Source organism: Fibrivirga algicola, from assembly GCF_011742925.1.
In the GTDB taxonomy this organism is placed as follows: domain Bacteria; phylum Bacteroidota; class Bacteroidia; order Cytophagales; family Spirosomataceae; genus Fibrella; species Fibrella algicola.
This window is the reverse complement of the sequence record NZ_WAEL01000002.1, coordinates 76,147-95,522: the sequence shown is the minus strand read 5'-3', so window position 1 is coordinate 95,522 and position 19,376 is coordinate 76,147. Positions and strand designations below refer to the sequence as shown.

General features: G+C 54.6%; 14 protein-coding genes. 11 read left to right on the top strand and 3 right to left on the bottom strand.

The window, feature by feature from the left end:
* Positions 1–145: 145 nt before the first annotated feature.
* Both F7231_RS05675 and F7231_RS05670 read right to left on the bottom strand, forming a co-directional pair.
* Positions 146–694: a hypothetical protein gene (locus F7231_RS05675; RefSeq protein WP_166691242.1), complete on the bottom strand. Its 549-nt coding sequence runs from the start codon at positions 692–694 to the stop codon at positions 146–148.
* 156 nt (positions 695–850) lie between these two features.
* A complete protein-coding gene (locus F7231_RS05670) occupies positions 851–1,564 on the bottom strand; it encodes a hypothetical protein (protein WP_166691241.1) in 714 nt (237 codons plus the stop codon).
* Between the two features lie 433 nt (positions 1,565–1,997).
* On the opposite strand from F7231_RS05670, the gene F7231_RS05665 reads away from it, so the two are divergent.
* The 6 genes from F7231_RS05665 (at position 1,998) to F7231_RS05640 (ending at position 13,224) form a co-directional block, all read left to right on the top strand.
* Positions 1,998–4,364 carry an ABC transporter permease gene (locus F7231_RS05665; protein WP_166691240.1) on the top strand — a complete coding sequence of 789 codons (2,367 nt, stop codon included), beginning with the start codon at positions 1,998–2,000 and terminating at the stop codon, positions 4,362–4,364.
* A 68-nt stretch (positions 4,365–4,432) separates the two neighbouring features.
* Positions 4,433–6,799: an ABC transporter permease gene (locus tag F7231_RS05660; RefSeq protein WP_166691239.1), complete on the top strand. Its 2,367-nt coding sequence runs from the start codon at positions 4,433–4,435 to the stop codon at positions 6,797–6,799.
* Between the two features lie 206 nt (positions 6,800–7,005).
* Positions 7,006–7,341 (top strand): PadR family transcriptional regulator, encoded by a 336-nt coding sequence (locus F7231_RS05655; protein WP_166691238.1) that lies wholly within the window; start codon positions 7,006–7,008, stop codon positions 7,339–7,341.
* A gap of 12 nt (positions 7,342–7,353) precedes the next feature.
* Positions 7,354–10,002: an ABC transporter permease gene (locus tag F7231_RS05650; RefSeq protein WP_229369674.1), complete on the top strand. Its 2,649-nt coding sequence runs from the start codon at positions 7,354–7,356 to the stop codon at positions 10,000–10,002.
* 4 nt (positions 10,003–10,006) lie between these two features.
* Positions 10,007–12,721 carry an FtsX-like permease family protein gene (locus F7231_RS05645; protein ID WP_166691237.1) on the top strand — a complete coding sequence of 905 codons (2,715 nt, stop codon included), beginning with the start codon at positions 10,007–10,009 and terminating at the stop codon, positions 12,719–12,721.
* Between the two features lie 116 nt (positions 12,722–12,837).
* Positions 12,838–13,224 (top strand): VOC family protein, encoded by a 387-nt coding sequence (locus tag F7231_RS05640; RefSeq protein WP_085412460.1) that lies wholly within the window; start codon positions 12,838–12,840, stop codon positions 13,222–13,224.
* Between the two features lie 117 nt (positions 13,225–13,341).
* Here F7231_RS05640 and F7231_RS05635 read toward each other — a convergent pair whose 3' ends face one another.
* Entirely contained in the window at positions 13,342–14,244 is a 903-nt protein-coding gene (locus F7231_RS05635; RefSeq protein WP_166691236.1) for a helix-turn-helix domain-containing protein, read from the bottom strand.
* A 202-nt stretch (positions 14,245–14,446) separates the two neighbouring features.
* Between F7231_RS05635 and F7231_RS05630 the strand changes: the two genes are divergently transcribed.
* The 5 genes from F7231_RS05630 (at position 14,447) to F7231_RS05610 (ending at position 19,320) form a co-directional block, all read left to right on the top strand.
* A complete protein-coding gene (locus tag F7231_RS05630) occupies positions 14,447–16,045 on the top strand; it encodes a carboxylesterase/lipase family protein (protein ID WP_166691235.1) in 1,599 nt (532 codons plus the stop codon).
* A gap of 108 nt (positions 16,046–16,153) precedes the next feature.
* The gene (locus F7231_RS05625) at positions 16,154–17,002 is read left to right on the top strand and encodes an aldo/keto reductase (protein WP_166691234.1); all 849 of its coding nucleotides are present in this window, start codon (positions 16,154–16,156) and stop codon (positions 17,000–17,002) included.
* Between the two features lie 23 nt (positions 17,003–17,025).
* Positions 17,026–17,481, top strand: coding sequence for a cupin domain-containing protein (locus F7231_RS05620; RefSeq protein WP_229369671.1), 456 nt, complete (start codon positions 17,026–17,028; stop codon positions 17,479–17,481).
* A gap of 33 nt (positions 17,482–17,514) precedes the next feature.
* Complete coding sequence (locus F7231_RS05615) at positions 17,515–18,018, top strand: nuclear transport factor 2 family protein (protein WP_208295546.1); 504 nt, start codon at positions 17,515–17,517, stop codon at positions 18,016–18,018.
* 132 nt (positions 18,019–18,150) lie between these two features.
* Positions 18,151–19,320 carry an aldo/keto reductase gene (locus F7231_RS05610; protein WP_166691232.1) on the top strand — a complete coding sequence of 390 codons (1,170 nt, stop codon included), beginning with the start codon at positions 18,151–18,153 and terminating at the stop codon, positions 19,318–19,320.
* Positions 19,321–19,376: the final 56 nt, after the last annotated feature.

The window sequence follows — 19,376 nt, the reverse complement described above, 5'->3', positions numbered from 1 at the left end:
AGAAGGGGTTGGCCACGGTGGGGCTCAACCCTTCTTGGGTTCAGGTGGGCTAAACAAATGTAACGTGCCAGCCGAACTATGGACGGGGGCTGTTAGGCTGGTTACGTGTTGCTCCAGACCCTTCTACAGCGGAGCAGGAAATGGACTACCAGCTCGATGGCTTGAAGAAATCGCTGCCGCTGTCATCGGCACTACGGTCAAACTTAGTGACCAGGTACTTCTGTCCGTCGCGGGTTTCCACATGCCAGTAGAGTTTGATGACCTGCTGCTGTACTTCGGCGCTTGTCATGGCCCGGTCGAAACCGCTCCGGCTGCCACAAGCCCCACTGTAGGCCCCGCGGTACCGCCCCGACGTACCTGTAATGGTCAGCATGTCGCCATCGACTGTTGCCTTGCCTTTGATATACGTAAACGCGTGGGAATGGCAATAGCCGTCGAAGGTGTGAAAATACAGATACAGCTCGGCCTGACCGTCTTTGGTGATGTTCAGCGCGCGTGAGCTTTCGTAGCCGCGTCCCAGATCCTGACCATCGTAGGTAAAGAAATTGACCATCGAGAAAGCGCCTTTCAGCCATTTCCCTGTCAGTTCGGTGGGTACGTTGCCGCTGCTGCCGCCGGGCAGGACATCGGCGTTCTGGGTGGTGCAATTCACGCTGATGAGCGCGAGGGTGAAAAAAAGAAGAATAGATTTCATGGTATTTGTTGTGTGTTTACTGAGTTTACGAGCGTAAAGGTGGGGGGGCAGGAAGGCCAGAACAGGTGCCGGAATGCGCAGGTCGATCGAACCGGACGTGGAGGGGTCGTCAGGCAGCTGAAGGGAGTTCCGACAGGCTATTGCCCGGCGTGTACCTCAGGTGTTGGGCAACTGGTCGAGATAAACCTGCGTGCTGGGCTGCACCTTGCCGTATACCTGTATATCGACAACCGCAGCCCCAACAAAGTCCAGTTGTTGCCGCTCAGCATAAGTTGGCTCCCTGGCGTAGTCTTCTTCGTTGATTTTTTTGGTGGTCATTTGTTGGGCCAACGCCTTTATACCGGGGTGGTTGCTCAGAATTGGCTGGGCCTCGAACGTGTCGCCGGGTCGGGTACTGCTCCGATCGAAGTTGATGCAATATGCCACAAGCCAGGTGGTTTGAACCGTATGCGCAGGGACCAGTATCGTCACAGTCTTAACGAGGATGCCGTTTTGCGAGACGTCCCGGGATACCTCGCTCTTTTCGGCTACCCAGATCAGACCCGGCGGCAGTTCAACCCGAATGGGTGCGTTGGTACTGTTGCTGAACGACACGCACAAGGCTACGTCATTGCCCGACCCTTTAACCTGCTTACTTTTCCTGGCATCGTACCGGCAATCCTCATCAAACTGCGGTTTACTCACTAGGGTGATGCCGGCCGGAAACGTGAACGGCGTGCCTTCCGGACGTTTGTCGGACCTACCGAAGCCCGGTGCCGACGAACCGGTTGGCGGCTCATCCGGGACAGGAGTGGGGGCAATGTCATCGTGGACAGGCGCATTACAGGCCAGTAGCCCAGTAAGCAGCAGGAGACAGATTGAGTGGCGCATCGTAGTTGTCGTTTACTAGTCCCAAAATTGATGACCCCCTGCCAACAGCCCAGCGGGTAGTTCAGTCAAACGGAAAAAGCGACCTGTGAAACGACCATGACCAACCGCTTAGCGGTTTGGAGGTAAGCTGGGTAACGTACCTGCGGCATGTTGAAAAGCGACTTATTTTACTGACGCTGCGCTGCCAAATTTTAATGGGATGAGTAGCTCGGGTGGACCAGAAGATCAGCTCAGGTACGTACCGGGGGAGCGGACGACAGGCGCTGTTTTTTTAGTCCGTCCCCGTACGGATGATGTCCGGTAGTGGACAAATGAAGGCGGGCAATAGCTCGAAAAACTGCCTTACGGAGCGCTGGGTGAGCTTTGGAGAGTCTGGCAAGGCGTTTGACCAGAAAAGAGCAGATTACCACTACGCTTTCTTCTCAACCCAGTTATGATACGGAATTATGTCACTGTCGCCTGGCGAAATCTAATTCGGAACAAGACCTTCTCGCTCATCAACATCTCGGGGCTGGCATTGGGCATCGCCTGTAGCCTGCTGATCGGGCTGTGGATTCGGGACGAACGGAGCGTCGATGCGTTTCATGCCAATGGCAAGAACCTGTATCAGGTTTACGAACGCCAGTATTTCGATGGCAAGATCGAAGCCAGCTACTTCACCCAGGGCCTACTGGCCGACGAGCTCAAGCGGGTCATTCCCGACGTGGAATATGCCAGCAGTCTGGAGCAACCGATTGTCAGTACGTTTCAGGTAGGCGACGAGGTAGGTAAAGCCACGGGTACGTTTGCCGGGGCCGATTTCTTTCAGATGTTCAGTTATCCGCTGTTGCAGGGAACGCCCAAAACTGCGCTGGATTCGCCCATTGGCGTGGCTATTTCCCGCAAAATGGCCGATCAGTTTTTTGGCAGCCCGGAGAAAGCCATTGGTCAATCGATTCGCTACGAGAACAAGGACGATTTGCTGGTAACAGCCGTCTTCGAGAACCTGCCCGCCAATTCGTCGAAACAGTTCGATTTTCTGAGAACCTGGAAAGCCTATGTGGCCGACAATAAATGGGTCAATAACTGGGGAAACACCAATCCATTTACGCTCGTGCAACTGCGACCGGCGGCTGACCCGGCCAGGGTGGAAGCTAAAATAAAGGATTTCATTTACCGGTATCAACAGCGGATAGAGGGGTACAGGGTGGAATTGGCCCTGCAGCCGTACCCTGACACGTACCTGAATAGCCACTTCACCAATGGGCAGCTCGACGGGGGGCGCATTGAGTACGTACGGCTGTTCAGCATTGTGGCCGTATTTATTCTGCTCATTGCCTGTATCAATTTCATGAACCTGGCTACTGCCCGCTCAACCAAACGGGCGAAGGAAATTGGCATCCGGAAGGTGATCGGGGCGGTGCGGTCGGCGCTGATCGGGCAGTTTGTGGGCGAGGCGCTGCTGCTTACCCTCTTCGCCACGGGCATTGCCGTTCTGCTGGTGACACTACTCTTGCCCGCCTTCAACGACGTCACCGGAAAGCAGCTGGCCTTGCCCGTTGGCCAACCGCTGTTTTGGGTGATCATTCTGGGGTTGCTGGCAATGACCGGGCTGGTGGCGGGCAGTTACCCGGCCATTTTTCTGTCGTCGCTGAGACCCATTCGAGTGCTGAAAGGTCGCTTGCAGTTTAGCAGTGGCGCCACCACATTCCGGAAAGGGCTGGTGGTGTTTCAGTTTGTGCTGTCGATGGTGCTGATCCTGGGCATGATTATCATGTACCGTCAGACCGGCTACATTCAGTCGAAGAATCTGGGCTACGAGCGCGAAAACCTGGTTTACATCCCCATTGAGGGCGATCTGATTAAAAATTACGCGCTATTTAAATCCGAAGCAGGTAACCTGCCGGGAATTCGGGCAGTCTCTCAGATGCGCGAAACACCCACGATGATTGGCCACCATACGGGCGACATATATTGGGCGGGGAAAGACCCAAACTTGCGCATTTCGTTTGCCAACGGCGTAGTTGGCTACGACTTCACCAAAACGCTGAAACTGACGGTAAAAGAAGGGCGCGACTTCTCGAAAGACTTCAGCACCGATACGGCTGGTTTCATTATCAACGAAACGGCGCTGGCCAAGATCGGGTACAAGCAGCCCATCGGTCAGCCGTTGACCTGGGGTTCACACCAGGGGAAAATCGTTGGGGTTCTGGCCGATTTTCACTTTACGTCTATGCATCAGGCCATTGAGCCGCTGGTGCTCCGGCTGGATGACCAACTGAACTGGGGCACCATCGTTGTGCGTACCGAAGCGGGCAAGACAAAAGAAGCACTGGCTGGTCTGGAGAGAATCTGCCGGGAGATGAACCCGAAATTTCCGTTTACCTACCAGTTCTCTGACCTCGAATTCGAGAAGCTGTATCGCAGTGAACAGGTCGTTAGTCAGTTGGCTACCTACTTTGCGCTGTTGGCTATCTTTATTTCCTGCCTGGGTCTATTCGGACTGGCTACGTTCACTGCCGAGCAGCGCACAAAAGAAATTGGCGTGCGCAAGGTGTTGGGCGCATCGGTAGCAAGTGTGGTTGCGCTGCTGGCCAGTGATTTCCTATTGCTGGTGCTACTCGCGATCGTGATTGCCTCGCCACTAGCCTGGTACGCCATGCACCGCTGGCTGCAGGGCTTTTCCTACAAAATCGATATCGAATGGTGGATGTTCGCCCTCGCAGGTACGTTGGCTGTGACCATCGCCCTGCTGACGGTCAGCTTCCAGAGCATCAAAGCCGCCCTGACGAATCCCGTCAAATCACTCCGATCCGAATAGACCGTAACCCGTATTACTCATTCACCTCCGGCACCGCTTAGGCTAACCGGATTATTTTTTAGCCGACTATGCTACGCAACTACATCAGAACCGCCTGGCGGAACCTGTTCAAGAACACATTCTACTCGCTGATCAACATTACAGGCTTAACGGTTGGCCTGTCGGTTGGTATCCTGATTCTGCTATGGGTGCAGGATGAGCTGAGTTTCGACCGTTTTCATAAGCAGGCTACGTCCATCTACCGACTCGAAAACTGGGCGGGAACCGGCAGCAGCCGACAAATCTGGACAACGACGGTAGCACCCATTGCCGGCTTTGCCAAACGTGAGGTGCCCGAAGTGAAAGACGCCGTTCGGCTGGCGCGTAACTACGCCTACACGCTGCTGAAGCATCAGGACAAGGTCTTCACCGAAGAACATTCGTTCTTCACCGACCCGACCTTTTTCTCGGTCTTCGATTTCAACCTGATTCAGGGCAATCCCGCGAAACCGTTTCCAGACAACAACTCGGTGGTGTTGACGGAGACCACGGCTAAACGGTATTTCGGCGACGCGAATCCGATTGGTAAGGTGTTGACAGCCAATGGTAAGGTGTCGTTTACGGTCAGCGGCGTTATTCGCGATCTGCCCAAAAACTCGTCGATCACCGGCGATCTGTTTCTGCCCATATCGCTGCTCTTCACCGATATGTACGCCAGTAAGCCGGGCGGCAAAACCGCAGATTCCGATTTCTCGCAGTTCATGTACGACACGTACCTGCTCATCCCCCAGAGCGCGTCGATTGCCAGCGTAACCGATAAGCTGCGGACCATTCACCTCCGCAACAAACCCGACGATACCGACCTGACCTACCTGTTGCAGCCGCTACCCAGCATGCACCTCTACCGCGCCGACGGTTCGGAAGGCGGCATCGAAACCATCCGGATGTTCGCCATTGTGGCCCTGCTCATTCTAGTTATTGCCTGCATCAACTACGTAAACCTGTCGACGGCCCGCTCGATGCTTCGCTCGAAGGAAGTGAGTATGCGTAAGATCGTGGGCGCCGCCCGGTCGCAGTTGTTCACGCAGTTCCTGGTCGAAACCGCCCTGCTGTTTGCACTGGCTACGGTGTTGGGCCTCGGGCTGATGGCGGGCCTACTACCCCTATACAATCAACTGTCGGGCAAGGCGCTGGTGCTGGATGTTACCAGTTACCAGATCTGGCTGGTGATTGGCCTCACGATTGCCGGCACCCTGGTGGCGTCGAGCATTTACCCGGCGGTGTTGCTGTCTTCGTTCGAGCCGTTGAAAGCGCTGAAAGGAAAAGTGTCGAACCGGCTGAGTGAGGCGTCGTTCCGGAAGGCGCTGGTGGTGGTTCAGTTTGCGGTGTCGGTGATGCTGATCGCAGGTACGTTCATCATTAGTAACCAACTGCAATACATCCGCTCGAAAGAACTGGGCTACGACAAAACGCACGTGTTCGCTTTCTTCATGCGCGACATGACGAAGCAGTACGATGTCCTGAAAGCCGATTTACTCAGTCAGCCGGGGGTAGCGGGCGTTACACGGTCGAACGCCAACATCGTTGACAATGGCATGCAGACGGGTGATAATGCCTGGGATGGCAAACAGGCAGGCGAAACCATGATGATGCGGCCCATGGCGATCGACAAGGACTTCATTCCGTTCTTCAACATGAAGCTGGAACAGGGAGCCAACTTCACGGGTGCCGTGGCCGATTCACTGCATTTTATCCTGAACGAAACCGCTGTAAAAGCCGCCCGCATCAAGAACCCGATCGGGAAGCGGTTCCGGTTGTGGAAGCACGACGGCACCATCATCGGTGTGGTGAAAGACTTCCATTTTGCGTCGATGCGGCAAAAGATCGAACCCGCCGTCTTCTATTACAATAACAAAGACGCGGGGTCCATGTACGTTAAAACTACCGGTAAAGACGCCGCCCAGGCCATTGCCACGGTTGAACGCGCCTGGAAACAATACAACGGCGATTACACGTTTGAGTACTCGTTTCTGGACGAGGTGTTCAACAACCTCTATAAGTCGGAGCAACGCACCGGACTGCTGTTCACCATCTTCGCCTCGATCGCCATTCTGATCTCGTGCCTCGGTCTGTTTGGGCTGGCGGCCTTCACGGCACAGGTACGTACCCGCGAAATTGGCGTGCGTAAAGTGCTCGGGGCCAGCGTAGGCAGCGTCATTCAACTGCTGGCCAAAGACTTTATTCAACTTGTCATTATCGCCATCGTCATTGCGGTGCCGGTAGCCTGGTGGGCCATGAACCTATGGCTCCAGGATTTCGCCTACCGGATCGAGATACGCTGGTGGATGTTTGCCTTGGCGGGTACGTTGTCGCTGGTTATTGCCCTGTTCACCATCAGCTTCCAGAGCATCAAAGCCGCCCTAAGCGACCCCGTAAAGAGCCTGCGGAGCGAATAAGCTTGTTTATGTATGAGTGAAAAAGCACTGCCTTAAGAGCAGTGCTTTTTTCGTGAACGGCTGTCCGGATCGCACCGAAATTGTCCGTTTCTGGACAGCAGTAAACTGCAAAAGTGCCCTTTAAAGCTTACCAGGGCCTATTTGCGCAGTTGGCAAGGCATTTGACATACTGAAATAGATGATATCAATCCTGGTAGTTGAACTCTATGCGACGAAGTGATTTAGGTGAATTTGAAGAGGTGGTCTTACTGGCCGTGGCCGTTCTGGTTCCCAAGGCCTATTCGGTAGTGATTGCCGAGGCGCTTGAGCAGGAAACGGGGCAGACCGTGAGTACCGGCGCGGTTCATGCGGCCCTGCAACGGCTCGAACAGAAAGGCTACCTCCGGTCTGAACTAGGCGAGGCGACGCCCGAACGCGGTGGTCGTCGGAAGCGGCTGTTTACCGTAACGGCTCTGGGCGGTCGGGTGTTGAGCGAGGTGCGCGCTGTGCGGAATAATCTGTGGGACCGTATTGTACCGCAGATGAAGCTGGAATGGAATTAACCCCGATCCGCCATGCACGCTGACCCATTACCACGACCTGACAAACCTAAGGGCGTCGGCCCGCCCCGCTGGCCCGAGAAATTACTCGGCTGGCTGGTAGCGCCCCACCTGCGCGAAGAGGTGCTGGGCGATATGCACGAACGCTTTTGCCGACGTACCCAGCGGCTGGGGCTGGTCCGCGCAAAACGGCGTTACTGGCGTGATGCAGTAACGTACCTACGACCCAGATTCATCAGACGAGAACAATCCCAGGAATACGCTAATCCATCCGTTATGGACATCATACAGAACTATTTCAAAATTGCCTGGCGGAGCCTGGTGCGCGCCAAAGGGTACAGCGTCATCAACATCTCCGGGCTGGCGGTCGGCATGGCGTCGTCTACGCTTATTTTCCTGTGGATTCAGAGCGAGCTGCAATTCGACCGTTTCTTTCCGAAAACAGACCGGCTTTATCAGGTCTATAATCAGGATTCGTTCAACGGCGTGGCGCAGGTGTGGGGCACTACGCCACGGCCGCTGGCTCCTGAGCTGAAGCAGAACTACCCCGACATTGAGGCCGCCGCCCGCTACCACCCAAACACGTTTCTGCTAACCGCTAACGATACGAAGCTAACGAGCGACGGTGCCTTTGCCGACCCTGCCTTTCTGACTCTGTTCGATCTGCCGTTCATCGCCGGTAATAGGGAAGCGGCACTGGCTGGCAATAACGGCATTGTGATCGCCAAATCGCTGGCCGAGAAGCTATTCGGCACCGCCGATGCTTTGGGGAAAACCGTTCGGCTCGATACTAAAGATGCTTTCCAGGTAACAGGCGTACTGGCCGATCTGCCCAACAACACGCAGTTCAGCCAGCTCTCGTTCGTGTTGCCCTGGACGTATTTCACAACATCCGGCGGGGACTCTGACGGGTGGGTGTCGAATAACCAGTATACCTTTGTGCTGCTCAGGGATCAGGCCGATCCGGCGGCGGTTACTGCCAAGATAAAGCGCGTCACGGCCGAACACCTCAACGGCGTGATAGACGATGTGTCGCACCGGCAGATTTTTCTGCACCCGGCCAGCCGCTGGCATCTGTATTCGAAACAGGAGAACGGACAGCTGGTTGGCGGGCGGATCGTTACGGTGCAACTGTTCGGGGTTATTGCGGCGCTTATCCTGCTGATCGCCGCCGTTAATTTCATCAACCTGAGCACGGCCCGGAGCGAAAAACGCGCTAAAGAAGTTGGCATCAGAAAGGTGGCTGGTGCCCAGAAATCGGCGCTGGTGTTTCAGTTCATCAGCGAATCGGTGTTGTTCGCTTTTGTGTCAGGCCTGGTGGCCTTGCTGATCGTTGTTCTTTGCATTCCCACGTTCAACACTCTCACGGGTAAGCAACTCTCGCTGGATGTTGCCTCCGTTCAATTCTGGGCGGGTGCGCTTGGCTTTGTCGTCTTCACGGGCCTGCTGGCTGGCACGTACCCAGCTTTTTTCCTGGCTAGTTTCCAACCGGCCACCGTTGTCAAAAGCGGCGTACGGTCGGCAAACACGGTGTTCTCGCTGCGGAAGGGGCTGGTGGTGACGCAATTCACGGTTGCCATCGTGCTCATCATTGCCACGGTGGTGATCAGGCAGCAGATCAATTATGCCCAGAGCCGGGAGAGTGGCTACGACCAGAACAACCTGTTGTTCACTTGCCTACCAGACGAAGTAGCTACGCAGTATGGCTCGTTGCAGCAGGAGTTGATCCAGAGCGGTGCGGCGGTGTCGGTCAGCAAATCGCTGGGGGCCATTACCAACCTCAATTCCCGCCAGTGGGGGTTGTCGTGGCCGGGTAGTACCAAAGCGGAGAAAGACATCGAATTCGACCGGTTTGCGGCCGATGCCAACTTCGCGAAGACCACCGGCACCCGACTGCTCGCCGGGCGTGACATCGACGTTCGCAGCTATCCGACTGATTCAACGGCGGTACTGCTCAACGAAACGGCGGTGAAAACGATGCACCTTAAAGAGCCACTGGGCACCCTGGTCCATTTTGATAGCCGCGACTGGCAGGTGGTGGGCGTGGTGAAGGACTTCATCTTTGCTTCGCCCTATGACCCGATCAACCCGGTTATCGTGGGTGGACCGGGTGGGTCAATGCCGCTGTCGTGGCTGAGTATCCGGCTGAATCCCGCCAACACCACAGCCCGGAATCTGGCAACTATCGAAGCGATCTTCAGGACCTACAACCCGGCTTACCCCTTTGCCTACACCTTCGCCGACGAATCGTATAAGGCCAAGTTTGCCGAAGAACAGCAGACCGGCTCATTGACCAGTCTGTTCACCGTCCTGACCATCTTTATTTCCTGCCTCGGCCTGTTCGGGCTGGCGGCCTACACGGCGCAGCAGCGGACTAAAGAGATCGGCGTCAGGAAAGTGCTGGGCGCGTCGGTGAGCAGTATTGTGCAGCTGTTGACCAAAGAATTTATTCAATTGCTGCTGGTCGCTTTTGTCATTGGGGCACCGCTGGGCTGGTATGCCATGGAAAAATGGTTGCAGGACTACAATTATCGCATCGCCATCGGCGTGGGTGTTTTTGCGCTGACATTGGTGTCGGCCGTTGCGATCATACTGGTGACGGTCAGTTTTCAGGCGATCAGGGCGGCATTGACAGACCCGGTGAAAGCCCTGCGGGCTGAGTAAGGCCATGAAAGCGAACAAACCCGGCTCTTCGTCTCAGCGTCCCCAACCGCCCCGCTGGCCCGAGAAATTACTCGGCTGGCTGGTTGCGCCCCACCTGCGCGAAGAGGTGCTAGGCGACATGCACGAACGCTTTTACCGACGTACCCAGCGGCTGGGTGTGGTCAAAGCAAAACGACGATACTGGCAGGATGTGCCGGCCTATATGCGGCCCCGATTTATCAGACGGGAACCACAGGAATACCCCAATCCAACCTTCAGCGATATGATCCGCAATTACCTTACCATCTCGTTCCGGACGCTAAGCCGGAACAGGCTCTATACGACACTCAACGTGGCGGGTCTCTCGTTTGGCATCACGTGCTTCCTGCTGATCGGGCTGTACGTATTCGATGAACTGACGTTTGATCGGCAACACCGTAAAACGGATCGGATCTACCGGGCCATTCAGCACAAAAAGACACCGGCCGAAGACCTGACCATTGCCGCGTCGAGCTTCAAGGTGTCTGAAGAAGCGAAAAAACGGATCGGCGAAATCGAGAACTCCGCCCGCATTGTCAGAACGGGACGGGCCAATATCTCGAATCCGGCAAACAAGAATTCGTTTCAGGAAACCATTGCCTTCGGAAACGCCGGTTTGCTGGAGGTGTTTGATTTTGAGGTCGTTGACGGGGTCATCAAGTCGGCGTTGACTGAGCCGAACACCATCATCATCGTGGAAGAACTGGCGCAGTGCCTCTTCAACAGCACGCAGGTGGTTGGTAAAACGATTGATTTTGAATTGGATAAGCCGCTCAGAATTACGGCTGTTCTGAAAAACCACCCCCGCAACTCGAGTTTCACCGTCAACGCGGTCGTTTCAGAAGCCACCATCAGCAGCGACAGTGAGTTCGCCGACTGGATAGCCAATTGGGATTCGCAGACGTTTCAAACGTTTTTCCTGCTGAAAGAAAAAGCCAACCCGGACGTAGCGGCGGCGAAAATCACCCAGTTGCTCAACGCCAATATGCGCCACGAGCCAGGTACGTCGGTATCGTATACGCTGCAACCCCTGGCCGATATTCACCTGTTCTCCGAACACATTGTGGACGGTGCCCGCAACGGAAACGTAGAAGCGACAGGTCAGGGAGTGCTGCTGTATATCAAACTCTTTGCCATCGTGGCCTTGTTTGTGCTGCTTATTGCCTGCATCAACTACATGAATCTGGCCACGGCCCGGGCGTCTAACCGGTCGAAAGAAATCGGCGTTCGCAAGGCTAGCGGTGCGTTTCAGAGCCACCTCATTCATCAGTTCCTGACCGAGTCGCTGGTGGTTACCGCAATCTCGTTTCTGCTGGCCATCGGGCTGGTGAACCTGCTGTTGCCTGCGTTCAATGAATTTACCAACAAAGAACTCTCGCTTGGGTTTCACACCGACTACCGCATCTGGCTCTACAGCCTGCTGGCGCTGGTTGTTACGGGGCTGGTGTCTGGGAGTTACCCGGCTTTTTTGCTGTCAGGGTTCAGTCCGCTGTTGTTGCTGAAGAACCTCAAGCTGCAGAATCGGGGTGATCTGTCGCTGCGGAAAGGGCTGGTCGTGTTTCAGTTCACGATCTCGGTGGTGATGATCATTGCCACCATTGTGCTCTTCCAGCAAGTTCAGTTCATGAATACCAAACAGTTGGGCTTTACCAAGGAATTGCTGCTGGTGGTCGATATCAACAGTGGCAAGGTGCGGGCCGGGGCCGAAACGATTAAGCGGGAATTCAGCCGTATTCCTACGGTCAAACAGGTGTCGACAACCTCACGGGTGCCGGGCGAATGGAAAACGATTCCAACCGTTCGGGTCAAGACGGAAGGTAACGCCGACGAGGGGAAGGTAGCCTACTGGCTGGGCGTCGACGAGAATTTTACGAAGACCTTCGAGGTGCAACTGGTCAACGGCCGCAACTTCACGGGTATGCGCGATTCGTCGTCGGTGATCCTCAACGAAACGGCGGCTAAACTGTTGGGCATTACCCAAGCCTCGGCGCAGCAGGTATCTATTCCGGCCCGGGCCATGGGCGGCAGTTTTCGCTCACTCAACGAGGCAAATACCCCTTTCAACGCCCGGGTGGTCGGGATCGTGAAGGACTTTCATTTTCAGTCGCTGCGCGAAAAGATTGCGCCGATGGTGTTGGGGTATGAGCATAACCCGGTGCACAACATCGACTATTTCACCGCCCGAATCGAAGGCAAGGACGTACCTGCAACGCTGGCCAGCATGAAGAATATTCTGGCCGGTATCGACCCGACGCACCTGCTCGAATACCATTTTCTTGATGAACAACTGGCCCGCTTTTACGCTGAAGACCATCGCCGAGAAACGCTGCTGATCTGGGTGGCACTGGCTACGATTGTCATTGCCAGCCTGGGCCTGTTCGGACTGGCGACCTACGCGGCCGAGCAACGCATCAAAGAGATTGGCGTTCGCAAGGTGCTGGGCGCATCCGTGGGGAGTATCGTGGCCCTGTTGGCAAAAGATTTCCTGAAACTGGTGGTCGTGTCGATCCTGATCGCTTCGCCCATTGCGTGGCTGGCCATGGGGCGCTGGCTCGATGAGTTCGCCTATCACATCACATTCCCGTGGTGGTCGTTTGCCCTGGCGGGGTTCGTGGCGCTGGCCATTGCGTTCCTGACGGTCATTTTCCAAAGCCTGAAAGCCGCCCTAATGAACCCTGTGAGAAGTTTGCGGAGTGAATGACGGGTAGTTGGGAGAAAGTTTAGCTGAACCGGCACAACGTAAGAAGGTTACGTTGTGCCGGTTTTATTATTACAGCGAAATACAACAACCATCATTACAGGGAATCAGGAAACCGAATGAACGCTACCATCAACCAGGTCTGGCCTTACCAGCAAGACCAGATGAACCTACCTGTCGCGAATCTCGACGCGGCATTACCCTTCTACCAAACCGTTCTGGGTTTTCGGTTGGTATCTCGAAGGGACCTGCCTCACAAGTCGGCCGTCATTACCCGGGACGGTATTCAGCTGGGCCTGGCCGAAAACGGCGGAGACCCCGCCCAGGATGGCTGTTTCTTAGCGGTCGATAACCTGGATGCTGCTTTTGCCGAGTTAAAAGCTAATGGACTGCCAACAGACCGCCCAACATTCGACTACCAGAAACATGGCGAAACGGTTTGGAAGGTCTTTTTCGTCGTAGCTCCCGACGGACTCTGCTATTGCTACGGCGAACGCCAACCGTAGCGCATCTGCCTGGCCGCAGCCCGGTACGATGTTGCACGCTGTGTTGGTGCCACGAGCCGGGTTGCTTTCACGTGACTAGGGCAAACAGTGCATTGACAACGCTACCAGTAGCTCCTGTCAATTCTCGTGTAGCGTTCGGTATTCGTTGGGCGACTGGCCAACCCGTTGCTTGAACAGCCGGTTGAAATGCTGAGGGTATTTAAACCCTAGATCGTAGGCAATTTGGCTGACCGATTTGCTCTGGTCGAAGATGCGTTCTTTCGCCACATCGATCACCTTCGCCTGAATGTATTCCTGCGCCGTTTTGCCGGTTTCCTTTTTGATCAGGTCGCCAAAATAGTTGGCCGACAAGTTTAACTCGCCCGCGCAATAGGCCACCGAAGGCAGGCCAACTGTTTGCGGTTTATCGGTTTGAAAATACGCATTCAGTAACTTCTCGAACCGCTCCAGAACGCCCTGGTGCACATGATTCCGGGTAATGAACTGGCGGTCATAAAAACGAACGCAATAATTCAGGAATAGCTCGATACTATTGACAATCAGTCTTTTACTGTGCTTGTCGATAGCGTGTTGTAATTCGTACTCGATTTTTGCAAAGAAATCCAGCACCATTTCCCGTTCCCGCTTGGATACGTGCAGCGCTTCGTTCGATTGGTAGCTGAAGAAGGTGTAGTCCTGCATGTGGCGGCCTAATGCCGTGCCGTGAATCAGATCCGCGTGGAAGACCAGCCCGTATCCTTTAGGCTGATAGGTCTCTCCATTGCTGTTCATGCCGGCCACCTGGCCTGGTGCCAGAAAAACCAGGGTCCCTTCCTGATAATCATAGGTATGACGACCATACACCAGATCGCCGCACTTCACATCTTTCAGCAGAATGGCATAGAAGCCAAAATACATACCCGAGCCTGTTCTGGGGGCTGCTTTCGAGAAGTCGATGACACTGATCAGCGGGTGTAGCGTTTCGTGGTTATTGAATACGTTGTAATCACTGATTGTCTCGAAGCGTCGCAGGGTGTCCATTGCCTTGTTGGTTTATCTACCTCAAAATTATCACTTTACGAACACACCATCTGAGGCGTGTTGGCGAATCAGTAATAGTGGTAATAACTCCCGTAATCTGTATACCAGTCAGCCTGAGAAATAGGAAAACCTTTGTACAGGCGGGTACAACTCCAGATTTAAGTGCGCGCGCTATCAACCGAATTACCTAAACCAGAACGCTGTGAAACAACTACTCCTGGCAGTAGCCCTCCTGGCTACCAACGTCTTACAGGCGCAACAATCCATGCCTACGGTTCGTACCGCATCCGGAATCGTCCGTGGTGTAACTGAAGGTGATGTCGCCAGTTTCAAAGGAATTCCCTACGCCGCTCCACCAGTCGGCGCCAATCGTTGGCGTCCACCCCAGCCCGTTGTTACCTGGCAGGGCGAGCGGGATGCAAGCAAGTTTGGCGCGGATGCGCCGCAACGGGGATTTGGACCGGGTGCCGCTGCCATGTCGGCCAACTCATCAGAAGATTGCCTGTTCCTCAATTTGTGGCGGCCCGCCAATGCCACCGAGAAAGCAAAGCTTCCGGTCATGGTCTGGATTCATGGCGGCGCGTTCGTATTTGGTAGCGGTTCCCAGCCCGACTTTTCGGGTGTTCAGTTCGCCAAACAGGGTGTCATTCTGGTTACGTTCAACTACCGGCTGGGCCGACTGGGCTTCTTTGCGTTTCCTGCCCTGAGTAAAGAGAATCCGGGCGAGCCAAAGGGCAACTACGCCTATATGGATCAGATTGCCGCCCTCCAGTGGGTACAGAAAAATATTGCTGCGTTTGGCGGAGACCCTAAAAACGTGACCATTTTCGGTGAGTCAGCGGGTGGTGTTTCGGTGCTTTCACTGTTGTCTATTCCGGCGGCAAAAGGTCTTTTCCAGAAGGCAATCAGTGAATCGGGTGGTGCCCGCGATGGTGTGCTGACCGGTCGGCCAATCAATAAAGAAAACGCGGATGTACATTATCCGATATCGGCTGAAACGATCGGCGTCAACTTCGCGAAACGGTATAACATCGACGGTACGGATGCAACTGCGCTGGCTAAACTCCGGGCGCTTTCTGCGTCAGAGATTGTTGACGGCGGACAGGAAACCGCCGGTCAGGGTGGGCCGCCAACGTACCCAGGGCCGATTCTCGATGGGAAGCTCGTGGTTGAAACGGCCGAGAGTGCTTTCAAAGCCGGCAGGCAGGCAAAGGTTCCGTTACTAATTGGATCGAACAGCGCCGAAGTACCCGCTGGTTTTGTCAATGCGACCTCGAAGGAAACGTTGCTGGCTCAGTTCGCGCCACTGAAGGATGAACTGGTTAAGGCCTATGATTCGGAGGGTACTACAGATTTCGCCAAAATGCTGTCGCTGGTCAACACCGACAAGGTGTGGGCCGAACCCGCCCGCTTCTCGGCAAGGTCTTTCGTTGCCAAGGGTTCACCGGCCTACTTATACCTTTTCTCATACGTGCCTACCGCTATGCAACAGTGGATGCGGTTTGGGGCCGCCCACGCGTCAGAGATTGGGTATGTGTTCGATAACCTGAGAGGCCGAAATGGCGTTACGGTTGCGCCCAAAGACAAAGAAGTCGCTCAGATGATGAACACCTATTGGGCCAACTTCGCTAAGAAGGGTAACCCCAACGGCAAGGGACTACCTCAATGGCCGGCGTACGATGCCAGCAAGAATGAGGTATTTGAATTCAAATCGGATGGGTCAGCCGCTAACACGCCCGATCAACGAAAAGCCAGGCTGGACGTGATGGAGAAGGCAGCCAACTCGACGAAAGTAAACTAAGGCAACCGGGTCTGGACCAGATGGAATATTGGTAGCAATACCTGTAATCTATATACCAGCCGACCAAGGAAAAGGCGAGACCTTTGTGCTGTAAACAAAATTGACACCATGCAACAAGTGACTTTGAACAACGGGGTTGACATGCCCATCCTTGGCTTCGGCGTTTTTCAGGTACCTGATCTGGCCGAATGTGAACGAAGCGTATTAGATGCCATCGCCACGGGCTACCGCTTGATCGATACGGCAGCTTCGTATGGTAATGAGGAGGCCGTAGGTCAGGCCATCAAAAAGAGTAACGTACCCAGAGAAGAACTATTCATTACAACCAAGCTCTGGATTCAGTCGGATGGCTACGAGGCTACAAAGAAAGCCTTCGATGCTTCCATGAAGAAGTTGCAACTGGATTACCTGGATCTGTACCTCATTCATCAGCCGATGGGCGACGTGTATGGCGAATGGCGGGCTATGGAAGAGATTTACAAATCGGGGCGGGTTCGGGCCATTGGCGTGAGCAACTTCCAGCCCGACCGGCTCATCGACCTGATCGTTCATAACGAGATTGTTCCGGCCGTTAATCAGGTTGAAACTCATCCGTTTCACCAGCAGATCGACACGCAGCAGTTCATGGTCGATAATAAGGTGCAGATCGAATCGTGGGGGCCTTTCGCCGAAGGGAAAAACGACCTATTCCAAAATGAGTTATTAGGCTCAATCGGCGCCAAATACAACAAAACCGTTGCGCAGGTTGTGCTGCGCTGGCTGACGCAGCGGGGCGTGGTGGCCATTCCCAAATCGGTTCGGAGAGAACGCATGGAAGAGAATTTCAACAGCCTCGATTTTGAGTTAACTGCTGAGGACATGGAAGCCATCAAAGGGCTGGACACGAAGGCTAGCCTGTTCTTCGATCATCGTGATCCGGCCATGGTGAAATGGTTGGGCGAACGGAAGCTGAATTAAGACAAACATTAACATTGAAAACAATGCGTATCAATAAACTGATTCTGGGTTTAGCCGTCGCTGCTCTGTCGTCGCAGGCCCTGGCACAAAATGCACCTATCTTTCCCAAAGGGCCACTAGCTACCACCAAAACCCACGTTGGCGATGTTTGGCTAAGCGAAGTGAGTGGCCCTGACAGCACCTTCGCGTTCAGCATTGCACAGGCCATTTTTGCCCCCGGTGCCCGACTCGACTGGCATTCGCATCCGGGCGGTCAGGTGCTGATGGTCACCGATGGGGTTGGGTATTACCAGGAACGGGGCAAGCCAAAACAAACCGTCCGGAAGGGCGAGGTGATCAAATGTCCGCCCGGCGTTGAGCACTGGCATGGTGCAACGCCCACAAGTGGCTTCGGCTACCTAGCCACGTCGCCAACCCAGAAAGGGAAAACGATCTGGTTCAAACGGGTAACCGATGAAGAATACGGCCCCACGAAATAAGCAGGTAACACATCGCATAAACCCCAATCGACCATGAACGTACCCAGTGATCTCAAACGCGTAAATGCCTTTTTGACCGCGTCCATTATTGGCCTTTGCTTTCTGCTGGTAAGCGGACAGGGAGCCTTCGCCCAGGCCAGCAAAGCAGGTGCTGGCTCCAGCGCGGAACAGGAAGTCATTGCGCTATCGAAAGACAAATGGCAATGGATGTCCGACAAGAATGTCGATAAACTGACTGCCTTGTTCGACGATAAATCGATGTTCGTTCACATGGGTGGAACCTGGGGCAAGAAGCAGGAGCTGGACATCATCAAGAGCGGAAACATCTGGTACAAGAAAGCCACTGTCCATTCAACAACGATCAATATGATTGGCAACACGGCCATCCTGTTGAGCGATCTCGACCTCGTTGCCGTAGTGGGTGGCAATGAAGTGGTCAATCCGTTCATGGTGACGGAAGTGTATGTGAAGGAAAACGGCAAATGGACCATGGGGCAACTCTCATTCTCCAAGCTGATGCGGCCGGTTAAAAACTAGCCGCAAAATCGTTGTAAGCGTCATTCTGGAATCGCCGTTGGTACGGCGTACGGGATACGCATGTCAATAAACATCAGCGAGTTATCTGTATTTCCCCTCCGAAGTGCAACAGTAAGCTCAACTACTAAGACGATGGATCACTCAACTGACAAGTCAACTACCGGCGTTAGCCGACGCAATCTCCTGAAAACCGGACTGGCAATGTCAGGTGTGGCCCTGCTCCCTCGCGTGTCAAACGCAAAACCGGTGATGTCAACAGGTGATCAATCGAATGCGCAAGCAACCGCCAAGCCCGGTCGTCGTAAACTGGGTACGTTGGAGGTTTCCAGCATCGGGCTTGGAGTACAGAATATGAGTCGTACCTACCAGACGACGATTCCTTCCCGCACCCAAATGCATACCATCATTCGGACGGCGTTCGACCAGGGTGTTACCTTATTCGATGCTGCCGAGGCGTACGGGCCTTTCGAGGTGGAACGCATACTGGGGGAAGCGCTGGTGCCTATTCGGAATAAAGTGGTAATCGAAACCAAATTCGGCTGGAACATCGACCAGAAAACCGGTCAGCGTCTTCCCGGCTTGAACAGTCGTCCCGAGCACATTAAAGAGGTCGTGGATGGTATGTTGACACGTCTTCGCACCGACCGGATTGATTTGCTCTACCAACACCGGGTCGATCCGGCCGTTCCGATTGAAGACGTGGCGGGGGCCATCAAAGACCTGATCAAAGCAGGGAAGGCACTGCACTACGGCCTGTCTGAACCGGGGCCGCAAACCGTACGGCGTGCCCATGCCGTTCATCCGGTTACGGCCATTCAGAATGAATACTCGCTTCTCTGGCGCGGACCGGAACAGGTCATTCTTCCGCTCTGTCAGGAACTCGGTATCGGTTTCGTGCCCTGGAGTCCGCTGGGCGTCGGTTTTCTAACCGGAGCCATCGACGCTAACACCCGGTACGCACCCGGCGACATTCGCGGCATGGAGTCCCGGTTCTCGCCTGAGAATATAACCCACAACCTGGCCCTGCTGGACGTAGTAAAAAGCTGGGCTGCCAAAAAGAAAGCAACGCCCGCGCAGGTATCGCTGGCCTGGCTGCTGGCGCAAAAACCGTGGATTGTGCCTATTCCGGGTACCACGCAGATGGAGCACATGCTCGAAAACGTCGGGGCCGCTGATGTCCGGTTTACGGCCGATGAGCTAACCCAATTCAATGCCGAAGTAGTCAAAATCGAGGTCAAGGGCGAGCGTCTGCCGCAAATGGTGCTTGCGTTTTCTAATGTAGAAGCTCCCGTGAAGAAATGAAGCGGGAGTGAGCTGATCCAGCCTAAAAGAGAGAAAACGCCAGGTACGTTACTGGA

Excerpts from the sequence above, each read along its gene's own strand:
- F7231_RS05675 (WP_166691242.1), bottom strand. The coding sequence starts at position 694 with ATGAAATCTATTCTTCTTTTTTTCACCCTCGCGCTCATCAGCGTGAAT.
- F7231_RS05670 (WP_166691241.1), bottom strand. The coding sequence starts at position 1,564 with ATGCGCCACTCAATCTGTCTCCTGCTGCTTACTGGGCTACTGGCCTGT.
- F7231_RS05665 (WP_166691240.1), top strand. The coding sequence starts at position 1,998 with ATGATACGGAATTATGTCACTGTCGCCTGGCGAAATCTAATTCGGAAC.
- F7231_RS05660 (WP_166691239.1), top strand. The coding sequence starts at position 4,433 with ATGCTACGCAACTACATCAGAACCGCCTGGCGGAACCTGTTCAAGAAC.
- F7231_RS05655 (WP_166691238.1), top strand. The coding sequence starts at position 7,006 with ATGCGACGAAGTGATTTAGGTGAATTTGAAGAGGTGGTCTTACTGGCC.
- F7231_RS05650 (WP_229369674.1), top strand. The coding sequence starts at position 7,354 with ATGCACGCTGACCCATTACCACGACCTGACAAACCTAAGGGCGTCGGC.
- F7231_RS05645 (WP_166691237.1), top strand. The coding sequence starts at position 10,007 with ATGAAAGCGAACAAACCCGGCTCTTCGTCTCAGCGTCCCCAACCGCCC.
- F7231_RS05640 (WP_085412460.1), top strand. The coding sequence starts at position 12,838 with ATGAACGCTACCATCAACCAGGTCTGGCCTTACCAGCAAGACCAGATG.
- F7231_RS05635 (WP_166691236.1), bottom strand. The coding sequence starts at position 14,244 with ATGGACACCCTGCGACGCTTCGAGACAATCAGTGATTACAACGTATTC.
- F7231_RS05625 (WP_166691234.1), top strand. The coding sequence starts at position 16,154 with ATGCAACAAGTGACTTTGAACAACGGGGTTGACATGCCCATCCTTGGC.
- F7231_RS05620 (WP_229369671.1), top strand. The coding sequence starts at position 17,026 with ATGCGTATCAATAAACTGATTCTGGGTTTAGCCGTCGCTGCTCTGTCG.
- F7231_RS05615 (WP_208295546.1), top strand. The coding sequence starts at position 17,515 with ATGAACGTACCCAGTGATCTCAAACGCGTAAATGCCTTTTTGACCGCG.
- F7231_RS05610 (WP_166691232.1), top strand. The coding sequence starts at position 18,151 with ATGGATCACTCAACTGACAAGTCAACTACCGGCGTTAGCCGACGCAAT.